The organism is Xanthomonas sp. SS (assembly GCF_014236835.1).
In the GTDB taxonomy this organism is placed as follows: Bacteria; Pseudomonadota; Gammaproteobacteria; order Xanthomonadales; family Xanthomonadaceae; genus Xanthomonas_A.
Window position 1 is genome coordinate 1,134,358 of the sequence record NZ_CP051190.1, and the last position, 14,341, is coordinate 1,148,698.

16 protein-coding genes are annotated in these 14,341 nt (G+C 67.4%); 8 read left to right on the forward strand and 8 right to left on the reverse strand.

Annotation, left to right across the window (positions count from 1 at the left end; all coding sequences use genetic code 11):
• Positions 1-53 precede the first annotated feature (53 nt).
• Genes HEP74_RS04780 through HEP74_RS04790 form a run of 3 tightly spaced genes read right to left on the reverse strand, consistent with a single transcriptional unit; the run spans position 54 to position 1,602 of the window.
• Positions 54-887: an MBL fold metallo-hydrolase gene (locus HEP74_RS04780; RefSeq protein WP_185815427.1), complete on the reverse strand. Its 834-nt coding sequence runs from the start codon at positions 885-887 to the stop codon at positions 54-56.
• Positions 884-1,234 carry an ArsR/SmtB family transcription factor gene (locus HEP74_RS04785; RefSeq protein ID WP_185815428.1) on the reverse strand — a complete coding sequence of 117 codons (351 nt, stop codon included), beginning with the start codon at positions 1,232-1,234 and terminating at the stop codon, positions 884-886. The genes HEP74_RS04780 and HEP74_RS04785 overlap by 4 nt, the downstream gene beginning before the upstream one ends.
• Before the next feature lie 5 nt (positions 1,235-1,239).
• Positions 1,240-1,602 carry a rhodanese-like domain-containing protein gene (locus HEP74_RS04790; RefSeq protein WP_185815429.1) on the reverse strand — a complete coding sequence of 121 codons (363 nt, stop codon included), beginning with the start codon at positions 1,600-1,602 and terminating at the stop codon, positions 1,240-1,242.
• 136 nt (positions 1,603-1,738) lie between these two features.
• Between HEP74_RS04790 and HEP74_RS04795 the strand changes: the two genes are divergently transcribed.
• The 7 genes from HEP74_RS04795 (at position 1,739) to trxC (ending at position 8,972) form a co-directional block, all read left to right on the forward strand.
• The gene (locus HEP74_RS04795) at positions 1,739-2,821 is read left to right on the forward strand and encodes an efflux RND transporter periplasmic adaptor subunit (RefSeq protein WP_185815430.1); all 1,083 of its coding nucleotides are present in this window, start codon (positions 1,739-1,741) and stop codon (positions 2,819-2,821) included.
• A gap of 1 nt (position 2,822) precedes the next feature.
• On the forward strand, positions 2,823-6,047 hold the full coding sequence (locus HEP74_RS04800; protein ID WP_185815431.1) for an efflux RND transporter permease subunit: 3,225 nt from the start codon (positions 2,823-2,825) through the stop codon (positions 6,045-6,047).
• Between the two features lie 252 nt (positions 6,048-6,299).
• A complete protein-coding gene (locus HEP74_RS21885) occupies positions 6,300-6,524 on the forward strand; it encodes a hypothetical protein (protein WP_255427888.1) in 225 nt (74 codons plus the stop codon).
• Positions 6,525-6,774: 250 nt separating this feature from the next.
• Entirely contained in the window at positions 6,775-7,770 is a 996-nt protein-coding gene (locus HEP74_RS04810; RefSeq protein ID WP_185815432.1) for a trypsin-like serine peptidase, read from the forward strand.
• 101 nt (positions 7,771-7,871) lie between these two features.
• Positions 7,872-8,150 (forward strand): hypothetical protein, encoded by a 279-nt coding sequence (locus tag HEP74_RS04815; protein WP_185815433.1) that lies wholly within the window; start codon positions 7,872-7,874, stop codon positions 8,148-8,150.
• A gap of 214 nt (positions 8,151-8,364) precedes the next feature.
• On the forward strand, positions 8,365-8,538 hold the full coding sequence (locus tag HEP74_RS04820; RefSeq protein WP_185815434.1) for an SRPBCC family protein: 174 nt from the start codon (positions 8,365-8,367) through the stop codon (positions 8,536-8,538).
• Positions 8,535-8,972 (forward strand): thioredoxin TrxC, encoded by a 438-nt coding sequence (gene trxC / locus HEP74_RS04825; protein ID WP_185815435.1) that lies wholly within the window; start codon positions 8,535-8,537, stop codon positions 8,970-8,972. Before HEP74_RS04820 ends, trxC begins: the two co-directional genes overlap by 4 nt.
• Before the next feature lie 150 nt (positions 8,973-9,122).
• Here trxC and HEP74_RS04830 read toward each other — a convergent pair whose 3' ends face one another.
• From HEP74_RS04830 to HEP74_RS04840, 3 genes are all read right to left on the reverse strand, one after another.
• The gene (locus HEP74_RS04830) at positions 9,123-9,935 is read right to left on the reverse strand and encodes a S1/P1 nuclease (protein ID WP_185815436.1); all 813 of its coding nucleotides are present in this window, start codon (positions 9,933-9,935) and stop codon (positions 9,123-9,125) included.
• 105 nt (positions 9,936-10,040) lie between these two features.
• The gene (locus HEP74_RS04835) at positions 10,041-10,661 is read right to left on the reverse strand and encodes an OmpW/AlkL family protein (protein WP_185815437.1); all 621 of its coding nucleotides are present in this window, start codon (positions 10,659-10,661) and stop codon (positions 10,041-10,043) included.
• Positions 10,662-10,778: 117 nt separating this feature from the next.
• Positions 10,779-11,408 (reverse strand): OmpW/AlkL family protein, encoded by a 630-nt coding sequence (locus HEP74_RS04840; RefSeq protein WP_185815438.1) that lies wholly within the window; start codon positions 11,406-11,408, stop codon positions 10,779-10,781.
• A gap of 160 nt (positions 11,409-11,568) precedes the next feature.
• Between HEP74_RS04840 and gap the strand changes: the two genes are divergently transcribed.
• Positions 11,569-12,570 carry a type I glyceraldehyde-3-phosphate dehydrogenase gene (gene gap, locus HEP74_RS04845; protein ID WP_179566832.1) on the forward strand — a complete coding sequence of 334 codons (1,002 nt, stop codon included), beginning with the start codon at positions 11,569-11,571 and terminating at the stop codon, positions 12,568-12,570.
• 229 nt (positions 12,571-12,799) lie between these two features.
• Here gap and HEP74_RS04850 read toward each other — a convergent pair whose 3' ends face one another.
• Both HEP74_RS04850 and HEP74_RS04855 read right to left on the reverse strand, forming a co-directional pair.
• On the reverse strand, positions 12,800-13,261 hold the full coding sequence (locus HEP74_RS04850) for a hypothetical protein (protein ID WP_185815439.1): 462 nt from the start codon (positions 13,259-13,261) through the stop codon (positions 12,800-12,802).
• 435 nt (positions 13,262-13,696) lie between these two features.
• Positions 13,697-14,296: a TetR/AcrR family transcriptional regulator gene (locus tag HEP74_RS04855; protein WP_185816503.1), complete on the reverse strand. Its 600-nt coding sequence runs from the start codon at positions 14,294-14,296 to the stop codon at positions 13,697-13,699.
• Between the last annotated feature and the right edge of the window lie 45 nt (positions 14,297-14,341).

The following is a 14,341-nucleotide window of genomic DNA, read 5'->3' on the forward strand; positions in this document are numbered from 1 at the left end:
GGCCGCTGCGATGGCAGCGCGATCGTGCGCGGTACGCCCGCATCCTACCGTCTTCAGCGCGGCGCGGCGTGCAGGTCGTCGGTGCGGCCGGCCTGGATGTTGGCGCGTACCGACGTTTGCATCAGCCGCGGCTGCGCCAGGGTCGCGTCGCGCGCCTGCCGCAACGCGACGAACTCGGCTTCGCCGATGCCGTCGCGCACGTGGATGTTGTCGCGACGCTGCGCGCCGATGCTGGTTTCGCAGGCGACCGCGCGGCCGCCGGCACCGTAGTCGTGGCAGACGAACACGCGGGTGGCGGCCGGCAGCGCGTACAGCCTGTGGATCGAACGGAACAGCGTGGCCGCGTCGCCGCCGGGGAAATCGCAGCGTGCCGTGCCGCTGTCGGGCATGAACAGTGAATCGCCGGGAAACAGCGCATCGCCGATCAGGTAGGCAATGCTGTCGTCGGTATGTCCGGGCACCGCGATCACCTGCGCCTGCAGCGCGCCGATCGCGAAACGCTCGCCGTCGGCGAACAGGTGGTCGAAGCCGCAGCGCGTGTCGCCGGCGTCCTCGGCCAGGCCGAACTGCGGCGCGAAGCGCGCGCGCACCGCGCGGATGCCGGCGCCGATCGCCAGCGTCGCCTGCGGCCAGCGTCGCTTGAACCACTGCGCGGCGGAGACGTGGTCGGCGTGGGCGTGGGTTTCCAGGATCCAGCGCAGTTGCAGGCCGTGTGCGGACAGCAGCTCGGCCAGGCCCTGCACCGGCGCCTCGCGCAGGGTGAAGGTGTCCGCATCGACGTCCAGCACCGGATCGATCACCGCGGCGTCGAAGCCGTCTTCGACCAGATAGCTCCAGGTGCCGGAACCGGCGTGGTGGAAGGGGTGGACGTTGGGAATCTGGCTCATGGGCCTGCCTTGGCGGGAGAGGAAGCGCCGGCGCTGCAATAGATGCCGTGCAAGGTATCGAGGATGCGCTGCGCCGGGCCGGGGACCAGCGAATAGTAGATGGTCTGCCCGTCGCGGCGGGTCTGCACCAGGCCGTCCTCGCGCAGCACCGCCAGGTGCTGCGACAGCGCCGATTGGCTCAGGTCCAGGCGCGTGTTGAGTTCGCCCACCGAGTGTTCGTGGTCCACCAGCAGGCACAGCAACAGCAGCCGCTTTTCGTTGCCGAGCGCCTTCAGCAGGCGCGCGGCTTCGCCGGCATGCGCACGCATCGCCGCAGGATCCATCGCGGGTTGCAGGCGGCGGGCCATCGGACTCAGAAGGCGACCGGCAGGCCGGCAGCGGTCCAGCCAAGGAAGCCGCCGTTCAACGAGCGCACCGCGCTGTAGCCGAGTTGCTGCAGGCTCAGCGCGGCCAGCGTGGAACGGCCGCCGCTGGAGCAGTACAGCAGGATCGGCTGGTCGCGCCGGGCCAGCGCCGGATCGGCGTCGAGGCGGAATTCGAGGATGCCGCGCGGAATGTTGATCGCGTTGGGCAGGTGGCCGACGGCGAACTCGCCGGGTTCGCGCACGTCGATGATCCATTCGCCGGGCAGCGGCGTGGCGGCGGCGTCGGTATCGACTTCTTGGATCTGCGGGCGCGCCCTGTCGACCAGGGCTTGTGCGGAGGAATGGGGCATTGGGGGGCTCCGGTGGATGAACGGCGCTCATAATATCAGTTGACTCTAATATAAGAAAGTTCTAATTTATCTCGCAGCCAGCGAAGGTTCGCTGGCGCCGACCGGGTTCGGTCGAACCCTCGTCCCGGAGTCCTGCGTGAAACCGTTTATCCTCTCGATCACGCTGGCCGCGAGCCTGTCGCTAGCGGCGTGCCGCCACGAATCCGCCTCGCCGATGCCGCCGCCGCTGCCCGCGCTGCAGACCGATCCGGTGGCGTTCGCCGATTCCGCCGCGCGCGCCTGGGATGGCGTGGTCGCCGCGGTGGAGCATGCCGACCTGTCGGTGCAGACCGACGGGCGCGTGCGCGAGGTGGCGGTTGACGTCGACGATCGCGTCGTCGCCGGCCAGGTGCTGCTGCGGCTCAGCGCGGTGGAGCAGCGCGCCAGCGTGGACAGCGCGCAGGCGCAGCTGCGTTCGGCCGCGGCCAGCGCCGACGAGGCCGAGGCCAGCTACCGCCGCTACGCCGCGCTGGCCGGCGCGCAGTACGTGTCGCGGGCGCAACTGGACCAGGCCCGGGCCACCCGCGATGCCGCGGTCGCGGCGCGCCAGTCCGCCGCCGCGCAACTGGCGCAGGCGCGGCAGCCGGCCGACTACACGGTGATCCGCGCGCCGTTCGCCGGCGTGGTCAGCGCGCGCCAGGTGCAGCCCGGCGAAGCGGTGGCGACCGGCCAGGCGCTGCTGTCGCTGTACGCGCCTGGCACGCAGCGCATCGACGTGCAGGTGCCGCAGTCCGACGCCGCCGCGATCCGCGCCGCGCCACGCGCGCAGGTGCGGCTGGACGACGGCCGCATGCTGACGGTGGCGCAGGTGGTGGTGTTCCCCACCGCCGATCCGAACAGCCATAGCGTGACCGTGCGCGTGCCGTTGCCCGCGCTGCTGCCGGCACCGGCGCCGGGCACGACCGCCAAGGTCGCGTTCGCGCTGCCCACCGATGGCGCAGACGCAAGCGCGGCCACGCTGTGGATGCCGCGCGCGGCGTTGCTGCAGCGTGGCGAACTCAGCGCGGCCTATGTGCTCGCCGCCGGCACGCTGAGCCTGCGCCAGCTGCGCGTGGGCCGGCAGGAGCCGCAGCGGGTCGAGGTGCTGGCCGGATTGCGCGCCGGCGAGCGCGTGGCGCGCGATCCGGTCGCCGCCGGGCAGGCGCTGGCCGCGCAGCGGCGCGCGCTGGCGGAGCGCTGAGATGGCGGCGCGACTGGGTGTGTCCGGGCGGCTGGCGGCGGCGTTCCAGGCCAATCCGCTGACTCCGTTGCTGGCGCTGCTGGGCCTGCTGCTGGGCCTGGCCGCGGTGGCGATCACCCCGCGCGAGGAAGAGCCGCAGATCGACGTGACCATGGCCACCGTGTCGGTGGCCTTCGCCGGCGCCGATGCGCGCGAAGTGGAGCAGCTGCTGAGCACGCCGCTGGAGCAGAAGCTGGCCGAGATCGAAGGGGTCAAGCACGTTTACTCGGTCAGCCGCCCGGGGCAGGCGCTGCTGACCGTCGAGTTCCAGGTCGGGGTGCCGCGCCAGGCGGCGCTGGTGCGCCTGTACAACCAGGTGTATTCGAACCTGGATGCGTTGCCGCAGGGCATGGGCGTGGGCACGCCGCTGATCAAGCCCAAAGGCATCGACGACGTGCCGGTGATGGCGGTGACGTTGTGGAGCGACGATCCGCAGCGCAGCGCGGTGGACCTGGGCGAGGTCGCGCACACGCTGGAAACCGAGCTCAAGCGCATTCCCGGCACGCGCGACATCTACAGCATCGGCGCGCCGCAGCGGGTGTTGGCGCTGACCCTGGATCCGGCGCGGCTGGCCGCCTATGGCCTGACCGTGTCCGACCTGAGCCAGTCGCTGCAGGCGGCCAATGCGGTGCGCCAGCTCGGCGAGCGCATCGGCGGCGGCCGCGCGGTACCGGTCGCTGCCGGTACCTTCCTGGCCGATGCGGACACGGTGGCGGCGCTGGTGATCGGTGTGCACGACGGCCAGCCGCTGCATCTGCGCGACGTGGCGCAGGTGCGCGCCGGCGCCGACTTGCCCAGCAGCTATGTCTGGTACGGCGCGCCGGCAGCCCGCGGCGGTCCGGCGCAGGGCCGCGCGCCGGCGGTGACCCTCGCCATCGCCAAGCAGCCCGGCAGCGATGCCGCCGCGATCACCCGCGCGGTCGCCGCGCGCCTGCAGCAGCTGCGCGGCGAAACGATCCCGCAAGGCGTGCACGCCGAGGTGACCCGCGACTACGGCGCCAGCGCCGACGCCAAGGCCGCCAAGCTGATCCACAAGCTGGTGTTCGCGACCGGCTCGGTGGTGCTGCTGGTGCTGTTCGCGCTGGGCTGGCGCGAGGCCGTCGTGGTCGGCAGCGCGGTGGTGCTGACCCTGGCGCTGACCCTGTTCGCGTCGTGGGCGATGGGCTTCACCCTCAACCGGGTGTCGCTGTTCGCGCTGATCTTCTCGATCGGCATCCTGGTCGACGACGCCATCGTGGTGGTGGAGAACATCCACCGGCACATGCGCGCCGGCGGCAAGACGTTGCGCGAGGCGATCCCGCCAGCGGTGGACGAGGTTGGCGGGCCGACCATCCTCGCCACCTTCACCGTGATTGCGGCGCTGATGCCGATGGCCTTCGTCAGCGGCTTGATGGGGCCATACATGCGGCCGATCCCGATCAACGCCTCGGTCGGCATGCTGCTGTCGCTGGCGATCGCGCTGATCGTGACCCCATGGCTGTCGCTGAAGCTGCTGGCGCGGCATGCGCCGGCGGTAGCCGATGCCGCTGCCGACAGCGCGACGGCGTCCGCATCGCCGCGCCTGCAGCGCTTCTTCTCGCGCTTGCTGCATCCCTTCCTCGCCCCCGAGCGCGGCGCGCGGCGGCGCGGCTGGCTGTTCGCCGTCATCGCCGCGCTGCTGGTGCTGGCGGTGTCGCTGGTCGGGCTGCAATGGGTGGTGATGAAGATGCTGCCGTTCGACGACAAATCCGAACTGCAGATCGTGGTCGATCTGCCCGAAGGCAGCACCCTGCAGGACACCGATGCGCTGCTGGTCGAACTGTCCGGCGTGCTCGACCGCACCGCGGACGTGCACGACTACCAGGGCTATGCCGGCACCTCGGCGCCGGTCAATTTCAACGGTCTGGTGCGCCAGTACTACCTGCGCAGCGGCAACAACGTCGGCGAACTGCAGGTGAACCTGGTCGACAAACACCTGCGCACGCGGCAGAGCCACGCCATCGCGCGCGCGTTGCGTCCCGAACTGGCGGCGATCGCACGCCGCCATGGCGCGGCGCTGAAGGTGGTGGAGGTGCCGCCGGGTCCGCCGGTGCTGGCGCCGTTGGTCGCCGAGGTATACGGCCCGGATTACGCGCGCAGCCGCCAGCTGGCACTGGCGTTGCAGCAGCGCTTCCTGCGCACGCCGAACGTGGTCGATGTGGATACCAGCGTGGAAAGCGCCGCGACGCGCGAGGTGATCGTGGTCGATCGGGGGCGCGCGGCGCGGCTGGGCGTGAGCCAATCGGCGATCGCCGATGCGCTGGCGACGTCGGTGCAGGGCGTGGATGCGACCTGGCTGCACGATGGCGCCTCCAAGTACCCGCAACCGGTGCGCCTGCGCCTGGCCGCGGCCGACCAGGCCGGCGTCGCGCGCATGTTGGCGCTGCATGTGCGCGGCGGCGACGGCCAACTGGTGGCGTTGTCGGAGCTGGTCGCAGTGCAACGCTTGCCCTGGGACGGTGCGATCTCGCACAAGGATCTGCGGCCGGTGGTGTACGTCACCGGCGACGAGGCCGGGCGCCTGGACAGCCCGCTGTACGGCATGTTCGACCTGGTCGGGCAACTGCGCCGACAGCGCGTCGGCGGGCAGGCGGTGGCGCAGTATTTCATCGCGCAACCGCTCGACAGCGGCGACTTCGCGGTCAAGTGGGATGGCGAGTGGCAGATCACCTACGAGACCTTCCGCGACATGGGCATCGCCTACGCGGTCGGCCTGCTGCTGATCTATCTGCTGGTGGTGGCGCAGTTCCGCAGCTATCTGGTGCCGCTGGTGATCATGGCGCCGATTCCGCTGACGGTGATCGGGGTGCTGCCAGGGCACGCGCTGCTCGGCGCGCAGTTCACCGCTACCAGCATGATCGGCATGATCGCGCTGGCCGGCATCATCGTGCGCAATTCGATCCTGCTGGTGGACTTCATCCGCCAGGCGCTGGCTCAGGGCCGCAGCGCCGAGCAGGCGGTGGTGGAGGCCTGCGCGGTGCGCGCGCCGCCGATCGTGCTGACCGGGCTGGCGGCGATGCTGGGCGCCTTCTTCATCCTCGACGATCCGATCTTCAACGGCCTGGCGGTGTCGCTGATCTTCGGCATCCTGGTCAGTACCGCGCTGACCCTGCTGGTGATCCCGCTGCTGTACTACCCGCTGGCGCGCCGCGCTGCCAAGCCGGCGTGAGCGGAATGCGCATGCGCGTCCACGCCGTCTTTGCGCCGCCGGCGTAGAGTCGGCGTTCCCGTTGTCCACGTCAGTGGAGACCTGCATGAGGAGTTCTGCATGAGCATCGGCGATCCGATCCGCGTCACCCTCGAACAGGAGGCGGATTTCGCGTTCCGCATCCAGTTCGACGAAACCGATCTGGCGCCGTAGCTGGGCGACGAGACCGCACCGCTGGGCCACGAGCGCGGGCCGAACCCTTCGCGCATCCCGTTGGCCAGCATCGCCAATTGCCTGGCGGCGAGCCTGCTGTTCGCGATGCGCAAGTTCAAGAACGATCCGGTCGGCGTGGTCGCGCACATCACCGCCACGCCGATGCGCAACGCGGAAGGGTTCTGGCGCATTCCGCAGGCATCGGTGGAGTTGCAATTGCCCGACGGCAACCAGTACTACGCGCCATCCGGACGACGCACGCAGGCTGCGGCTTCGTTGCAGTAGTTAAGAAAAACGTCAGGGGCATGAAGCGCTCCTGTTAGTCGGACACGAGCTACAGCGGAATGCGAAGAGGCTCCGTCCGATCGCCGGATGCATGACGAGTGTCGGAAGCGATCCCAGAATCGGTCGAAACTCTGCCGTTTTCACGACTTTCTAACGAAAGCCGGCGTAGCCGTCGATTGGCGTGGCTGGCATGGGATAGCAATTGCCGATCACGCTGCTAAGGATCATTCAACCAACAACGGAGATTGTTATGAAAAATCTAGCCGTTCTGAGTTTGGTGTTGCTGGTTTCGGCCCCCGCGGTGAACACGGCTGTAGCAAAGGAAGCTACATTCGAGAAGTTGAACAAGAAAGCCAGCTTCATACATGGCGACAATCTGGTGACAAACGTTCTACCGGAAAGGGGTGCGTCGGCTGACGACCGTCTGCAGTCACCGCAGCAGAAGGCCGCCGGGCTGAGTGCTGTCATGGTCACCCGCAATGGCGACTTGTACGAATCCAGGATGGATCCGGAAGATGTCGCCATTTTCGAACAGGCCATCATGGACTTGCAGATGCTTGGCCGCACATCCACGACGTTCAGCACGCCTCCGAGGCTTCCAGCTTTCTACGGAAGCAGTCGCGTCAATCCCAATGTCGTTATCGGCACCGACGACCGGGTGCAAGTGTCGAATACCGTGGCGTCTCCGTACTGGCATATCGGTCGTATCGGAATCGGTTGTACCGGTACGCTGATTACGCCGAAACATGTCCTCACCGCGGGGCACTGTGTATCCAACGGAGCGGGTACTTTTTATTCCAGCTTGGATTTCACCACGGCGCAGAACGGTAGCTATCAGCCTTGGGGGACGACCACATGGTCGAGGGCCATCACCACGTCGGCATGGCACAACAGCGCGGACAGCAACTACGATTACGCGCTGATCGTGCTGAGCACGGCTCCGCATGGCGGTAACTCCGGCTGGGGCGTGTATTCGGGAGGTGCGCATACCATCACCGGTTATCCGGGTGACAAACCTCTGGGTACGATGTGGACGCATTCCGGGTCGGTATCGACCAGTGGTTCTTACAGGCTTTGCTATACCATCGATACCTCCGGCGGGAACAGCGGAAGCGGGATTGCAAGCGACGGCGGGGTCAATGTCCGCGGGATCCATACTACGGGATCGTCCAGTCAGAACTGTGGAACGAGGCTGACCAGCACCGTCTACAATACGCTTCAAAACTGGATCGCTACGTACCCGTGACTGCTCATTGACGCTGACTTGAAGTAACACGAACGTGGTGCGCCGCATGGCCGGCGCACCACGTTTTCGCGGCGTATCGGCCAACGCGCGAGGAGGCAAATATGAAAACGGTTTTTATTGCAGCGCTGATGCTGTTGGCAGGCTGCGGCCTCGACCGTACACAGCCGACCAAGAATCAAGAGCCGTTGGAGCGCGCGCTGATCATCGGCAGTGCAGAATCTCCGGACCCAGTGCTGGTCAAGGTCATGGAGTTGGAAAAAAGCGGTGTAGTGGAAGATGTCGTCGTGCACGAATCCTTTCCCGTGCAGATCCGCTTGCGCGCACCACAGAAAGTAATCGACGAGCTCAATGGAATCCCTCGGTCCGGCAAGTTGCGTTAGCGGTAGCCGACTTTACGAGGGATACTTAATCGACTCATCCGCATTTCGGGGGACTGGCATGGCAGTAGGCGACGCGCTAGAGATGAATTGGCTGGCGTCTTGCTCTCGTTCGGTTGACGTCGTCGGAACGACGAACCCAGGCCGCAGCCGCCATGCCCACCACCCGCATCGCCGGCCGCATCCATGCACCGCGCGCGGCGCCGCCCATCGCGCATTGATCGATTCCGACGCTGTCGCGACGTGGACGGTCCCCGGCGGCGTGACCAGCGAGGTCCATGTCTTCGAAGCGCGCGAGCAGGGGCGGTGCCGCATCTCGCTCACCTATACGGTCAAGGACGCGCACGGCACTGTGCTGCTGGGCGACAAGAGCATCGAGGCCGGCGCGTGAGCGATCCGCTGCACATCGCCTGCCCGCACTGCCAGGCATTGAACAGGGTGCCGGGCGAACGCCTGGCGGCGGCGCCGCAATGCGGGCGTTGCCATCGTGCGCTGTTCGTCGGCGCGCCGGTCGCATTGAGCGCGGACACCTTCGCCGCCCATGCCGAGCGCAGCGACATTCCGCTGCTGGTGGATTTCTGGGCGCCGTGGTGCGGTCCGTGCCGGACCATGGCGCCGCAGTTCGAGACCGCCGCCGCGCAACTGGAGCCGCGCATGCGCCTGGGCAAGCTGGACACCGAGGCGCAGCCGGCGCTGGCGGCGCGCTTCGGCATCCGCAGCATTCCGACCCTGGCCTTGCTGCGGCATGGCCGCGAGCTGGTGCGGCACAGCGGTGCGATCGGTGTGGCCGACATCGTGCGCTGGGCGCGGGCGAACGCGGGTTAGGCGTCCCCTGTCAGGCGCCGAATTCCTATTGCGTTCCTGTAGGAGCGGCTTCAGCCGCGACAGGATCTATCGGTAAGACCTGTCGCGGCTGATGGCCCGAGGCCACCCGGAGCCGCTCCTACAAAAAGCAGATGGAGCAGATGCCGCGCGTTACTTCCCCAGCGCCGCGTTCAGCGTCGCCGCCAGATCCGCGCCGGCCTGGCGCAGCTGCGCTTCGGCGACCAGGCGCCAGGTCGTCACGTAGTCGGCCGGCAGCTTGGCGCCGGGCGGGTAGAAGCCCGGGCGCAGCATGATCTTGCACGAGGCTTCGGCCCAGGCCGCGGCCGGCGGCGGCAGCGCGCTGCCGGCAGGCGAGGGTGGCGGCAGCGGTTGTGCCTGCAATTGCGCCAGGTAATGCGCCTCGTCCAGGCCGCGGCTGCGCAGCAGGCCGCTGTCCCACAGCGAATGCAGGTTGCTGCCTTTGCCCTCGAACTGGATCTGGAACGTGTTGGCGCCCTTGTCGTGGGCGTAGCCGGCGTGCAGCGGCTGCTGGATGTCGCCGGCGAAATGCACCACGAACTTCAGCGCCTGGGTGCGCGCCGCCTGCGGTTGGTTGCGGTCGGCAAGGATCGAGGCCTGGCGGCGCAGCGCCTCGACCACGCACTGGCCGTCGGGGCAGTCGCGGGTCTGTTCGTAGTGGCAATCGTTCTCGCCGAGGTTGACGTAGTGCCAGGGGCCGGAGCGCTTGCCCATGTCCGGGTCGCTTTCGCGCAATTGGTCGGCCCAGTTGGCGACGCCGGCCAGGGTCGGCTCGGGTTCGCCCTGCAGCAACTGCTGCACCTGCGCACGGGCCTGCGGAGTGAGTCGGGCATCGGCGAGATCGGCGACCAGGCGATGGCCCAGCGGACCCCAGGCGAAGGCGGCGGACGGCGCGGCGGCCAGTGCCGCGGTGAGCGCGGCGGACACGAAGAGAGAGGATTTCATCCGAGAATTCTAGCCGGCGCCGATGACGTTGCCATGGCCGCGTCATCGTGCCGTTGCGCAACCGCTAAGCCTCGCCCGTGCGGACGCGGCTGCGGGCCCTGCGGATCAGAAATACAGCAGGTAGGCCAGGCCGTAGGTGATGGGGTCGAGCTTGGCCTTGCCGAGCGTGCCGCTGTCCACTTCCACGTCGCTGCGCATGCTGGTCCAGCGCGCGTCCACGCGCAGCGCGCTGCGCTCGCCGATGGCGAAATCCACGCCGGCATGCACGGCCGGGCCGACGCTGTCCTTGAACTTGACGTCGTCGCGGGAGAACGCGCCCTTGCCGTCGGCGCCCAGGAAGGTGGTGTAGTTGAGGCCCACGCCGACGAACGGGGAAATGTCGCCGTTGCCGTTGAAGTGGTACTGCAGCGAGACCGTCGGCGACAGCGCCCAGGCGCTGCCGATATCGCCGCCCTGTTCCAGGCCGATCTTCTGCTGCCCGACCAGGGTCTGGATCTCCACGCCGAGGTTGCCGCGGAAGAAGTATTCGTAGCTGAACGAGAGCGCTGGCGTGGTGTCGGCGCTGAAACGCTGGTCGGTGCCGTCCAGCGTGCCGTTCGAAGAGCCGGGCACCATGCCGTGGATGCCGTAGCTGGTGGTGTAGTGGCCGGCCGACTGCGCCGCGGCGGGCAGGGCGATGGCAGCGAGGGCGGCGACGGCGAGACGGCGGAACAGGCGTGGCTTCATTGGGGACCCCGGTGGACGGCGAATGGGCGGATGCGAATCCCAGTGTCGGCCCGGCGGCGACCGATCCACATCCTTGTGGAGCGTAGTCTGCCAGAGAAGCGCGGCGCCCGCGCAGCCTCAGAACTTCATCACGTAGGCCAGGCCATACACCAGCGGATCGATGTTCGCGGTGCCCATGCTGGCGCCGTCGACCTTGACCTTGCTGTCGATGTCGGCCCAGCGCAGGTCCACCCGCAGCGCCGACTTGTCGGTGAGCGCGACGTCCACGCCGACGTGCGCGGCCAGTCCCCAGGAATCCTCCAGCTTCAGCTTGGTGCCGGCCAGCGCGCCGGTGCTGTCCTCGCTGAAGAAGGTGGTGTAGTTGATGCCGGCGCCGACGAACGGGGAGACCTTGCCGGCGCTGTTGAAGTGGTACTGCAGCGAGACCACCGGCGGCAGCTGCTTGGTGCTGCCGACCTTGCCGACGCCCTTGACCACGATGTCGTGCTTGAACGGCAGCGCGGCCAGCACTTCGATGCCCAGGTCCTGGTGCACGAAGTATTCGAAGGTGACGGTCGGCTTGATGTCGCTGCCGATGCTAAGCGGCAGGGTGCCGCCGGCCAGCTTGCCGTTGTCGGACTTCGGGTTGACCTGGTGGGCGCCGATGCCCACGGTCCAGTCGCCCTGTGACTGCGCCAGCGCCGGCAGGGCGCACAGCGCGAGGGCGACGGCCAGGCCGGACAGCAGAAGGGGGGAGGTCTTGCGCATGATGGGTGTCTCGTTTGGGTGTGGGCGCAGTGTCCCGCCGGCATCGCCGCGCCGCCTTGATCCTGATCAAAAGCGCGTGCCCGGCGCGATGCGGCCGGCCTGATAGAATGCTCGCCCCCTTCCATCCGCCGCGTCAGGCGCGGCCGCAGGAGCTACTGAAATGGCAATCAAGGTTGGCATCAACGGTTTCGGTCGCATCGGACGCAACGTGCTGCGCTCGGCGGTACAGAATTTCGGCAGCGACATCGAGATCGTCGCCATCAACGACCTGCTCGAGCCCGACTACCTGGCGTACATGCTGCAGTACGATTCGGTGCACGGCCGCTTCGACGGCGAAGTGTCGGTCGACGGCAATCACCTGGTGGTCAACGGCAAGAAGATCCGCCTGACCCAGGAACGCGATCCGGCGGCGCTGAAGTGGGACGAGGTCGGCGCCGAGGTGGTGATCGAATCCACCGGCCTGTTCCTGACCAAGGACACCGCGCAGAAGCACATCGACGCCGGCGCCAAGAAGGTGATCCTGTCGGCCCCGTCCAAGGACGACACGCCGATGTTCGTGTACGGCGTCAACCACGCCACCTATGCCGGCCAGGCGATCGTCTCCAACGCCAGCTGCACCACCAACTGCCTGGCGCCGCTGGCCAAGGTGATCAACGACAAGTGGGGCATCAAGCGCGGCCTGATGACCACCGTGCACGCCGCCACCGCCACGCAGAAGACTGTGGACGGCCCCAGCAACAAGGACTGGCGCGGCGGCCGCGGCATCCTGGAGAACATCATTCCGTCCAGCACCGGCGCGGCCAAGGCCGTGGGTGTGGTGATCCCGGAGTTGAACAAGAAGCTGACCGGCATGAGCTTCCGCGTGCCGACCTCGGACGTGTCGGTGGTCGACCTGACCGTGGAACTGGAAAAGCCGGCCACCTACGCCGAGATCTGCGCCGAAGTGAAGGCGCAGAGCGAAGGCGCGCTGAAGGGCATCCTCGGCTACACCGAGGACAAGGTGGTGGCTACCGACTTCCGCGGCGACGCGCGCACCTCGATCTTCGACGCCGACGCCGGCATCGCCCTGGACAGCACCTTCGTCAAGCTGGTGTCCTGGTACGACAACGAGTGGGGCTATTCCAACAAGTGTCTGGAAATGGTCAAGGTGGTAGCGAAGTAAACCGCGTCGCAGCGTCCTGCCCCATCCGAAATCCACGGTTTCGCCGGAAATTTCGGCAGTGCAATGCCGGCGGTCGCGTCCGGCGTTGCGCTGGAGGTTCAACGCAAAAAGGAGCGCGAAATGCGCTCCTTTTTGTTTGCCATATGCTGAAAAATCTCGGTCAGGGCATCGCCTGCCGGTAGCGCCTGAGCGTGGCGACGCACTCCTGCGCCACGCGGCGTTCGCTTGGCTACAGTGCGTTTTTGGACTCGTTGCTCTCGCTCTGGTCGTAATCGGTGACCACGCCTTTGGAGTCAAAGTCGATCGACAGGTAGTAGTCCTTGACGTTGCGCGCGCCGACGCCATGTTTCTGCGCTTCATTCACTGCGGAGCCGGTGTAGGCGCCAGGCAGCATCGACCTTAATACTCCGGTCACCGTCTTGCGGGCTTTTTCACCATGCGATTCCCCGGGGTCGTAACTCCACCTGTTTTCGTACCCGCCATTCTTCGCGGAAGTTTTGTGGACATAGGTCGGCTCGCCATAGATGGCGCGCACTTCTTCTCTGGTTGTCTTGCCCAGGACCAGATTCTTCTTCACCGCCTCACTGGTGTAGAGGCTCGGGTCGCCCACCTTTTCGGCGAACGCCGGAGCAGCGAAGGAGGTGGCCAGCAGGGCCGAGATGCAAAGCGTGCGAAAGGGTTTCATGGTCATGTCCGTTTACCTTGTGATTGCGTCTGAATTTCCAAATTCCATCCATACCATGCTGACACACCCGCATTCGGCGCGCATCAGCGATGCGCGCCGAGCTTAGGCATGCCGAAACGGCACCGTCAATACGCTACTTGCGGCCATGCGCATTCATGCGGGTCGATGCGCGCTGCATGGCGCACGGGCTTGCCGGACAGCGCCCGCATCATGCGAGTCTGGAGGACAACTGCAAGGTCGAAGAGCGTCTTGTGATGGGATGCGCTCTTTTCGGCATCGGTTGCCCAGGGATGGTAGCCAAAGGAGCGGCGTGCGAGGTGTTGGCTTCTGCACAGGGCGTACCGCCGAGCCACCTGCCGTGCGGCCAGCGCGCTGACGACCCGGCGGTATCGCGTCACCGCTGGCGGCATGCGTGCATGTGGGCGCTGCGGATCGCCGCGATCACGCCGCGCCGCGCTTGCCTGCCGCCGGGGCCGTGTCCAGTGCCGCGAGCATGTTGGCGCGGCACGCCGCGAGGATCTCGTCCGCCAGCGGCGAATCGTCCGGGCAGGCGCGGGACATGACGATCGCGCCTAGCGCGTGCGCCAGCATGTCCAGGCGCGCGGCGCGCGCATCGGCGGGGCTGGCGCCGGTCGCTGCGGCGTCCCCGGACTCCATGGTCGCCAGCATGGCTTCGACACCGTCCGCGAACGCGGACCGCACCGTTTCCGGCTCGCGTGCGGCATCGCCGCCCAGCGCGGCCATGGTGCAACCCGCCGCGCGGGCATCGCGGTGCGCGCGCGACACGTAGCGGCGGACGAATTCCGGCGCGTCGACCCCGTCCACCAGCATCACGGTCTGCGCGATCCCGCATGTCGTCGCCTCCGCCATCAGGTCGGCCTTGGACGGGAAGTGCTTGTAGAAACCGCCGTGGGTGAAACCGGCGGCGGCCATCAGATCGGCGACGCCGATGCCCTCGTAGCCGCGCTCGCGAAACAGCGCGGACGCGGTTTCGACGATATGCGCCCGGTTCGCCTGCGCCTGCGCCTTGCTGACCTTCATCGTGGATGCCCTCCAGCGTCGCTTTTTCAGGCGCAAGGATACATT

Excerpts from the sequence above, each read along its gene's own strand:
- HEP74_RS04780 (WP_185815427.1), bottom strand. The coding sequence starts at position 887 with ATGAGCCAGATTCCCAACGTCCACCCCTTCCACCACGCCGGTTCCGGC.
- HEP74_RS04785 (WP_185815428.1), bottom strand. The coding sequence starts at position 1,234 with ATGGCCCGCCGCCTGCAACCCGCGATGGATCCTGCGGCGATGCGTGCG.
- HEP74_RS04790 (WP_185815429.1), bottom strand. The coding sequence starts at position 1,602 with ATGCCCCATTCCTCCGCACAAGCCCTGGTCGACAGGGCGCGCCCGCAG.
- HEP74_RS04800 (WP_185815431.1), top strand. The coding sequence starts at position 2,823 with ATGGCGGCGCGACTGGGTGTGTCCGGGCGGCTGGCGGCGGCGTTCCAG.
- HEP74_RS04810 (WP_185815432.1), top strand. The coding sequence starts at position 6,775 with ATGAAAAATCTAGCCGTTCTGAGTTTGGTGTTGCTGGTTTCGGCCCCC.
- HEP74_RS04815 (WP_185815433.1), top strand. The coding sequence starts at position 7,872 with ATGAAAACGGTTTTTATTGCAGCGCTGATGCTGTTGGCAGGCTGCGGC.
- HEP74_RS04830 (WP_185815436.1), bottom strand. The coding sequence starts at position 9,935 with ATGAAATCCTCTCTCTTCGTGTCCGCCGCGCTCACCGCGGCACTGGCC.
- HEP74_RS04835 (WP_185815437.1), bottom strand. The coding sequence starts at position 10,661 with ATGAAGCCACGCCTGTTCCGCCGTCTCGCCGTCGCCGCCCTCGCTGCC.
- HEP74_RS04840 (WP_185815438.1), bottom strand. The coding sequence starts at position 11,408 with ATGCGCAAGACCTCCCCCCTTCTGCTGTCCGGCCTGGCCGTCGCCCTC.
- gap (WP_179566832.1), top strand. The coding sequence starts at position 11,569 with ATGGCAATCAAGGTTGGCATCAACGGTTTCGGTCGCATCGGACGCAAC.
- HEP74_RS04850 (WP_185815439.1), bottom strand. The coding sequence starts at position 13,261 with ATGACCATGAAACCCTTTCGCACGCTTTGCATCTCGGCCCTGCTGGCC.
- HEP74_RS04855 (WP_185816503.1), bottom strand. The coding sequence starts at position 14,296 with ATGAAGGTCAGCAAGGCGCAGGCGCAGGCGAACCGGGCGCATATCGTC.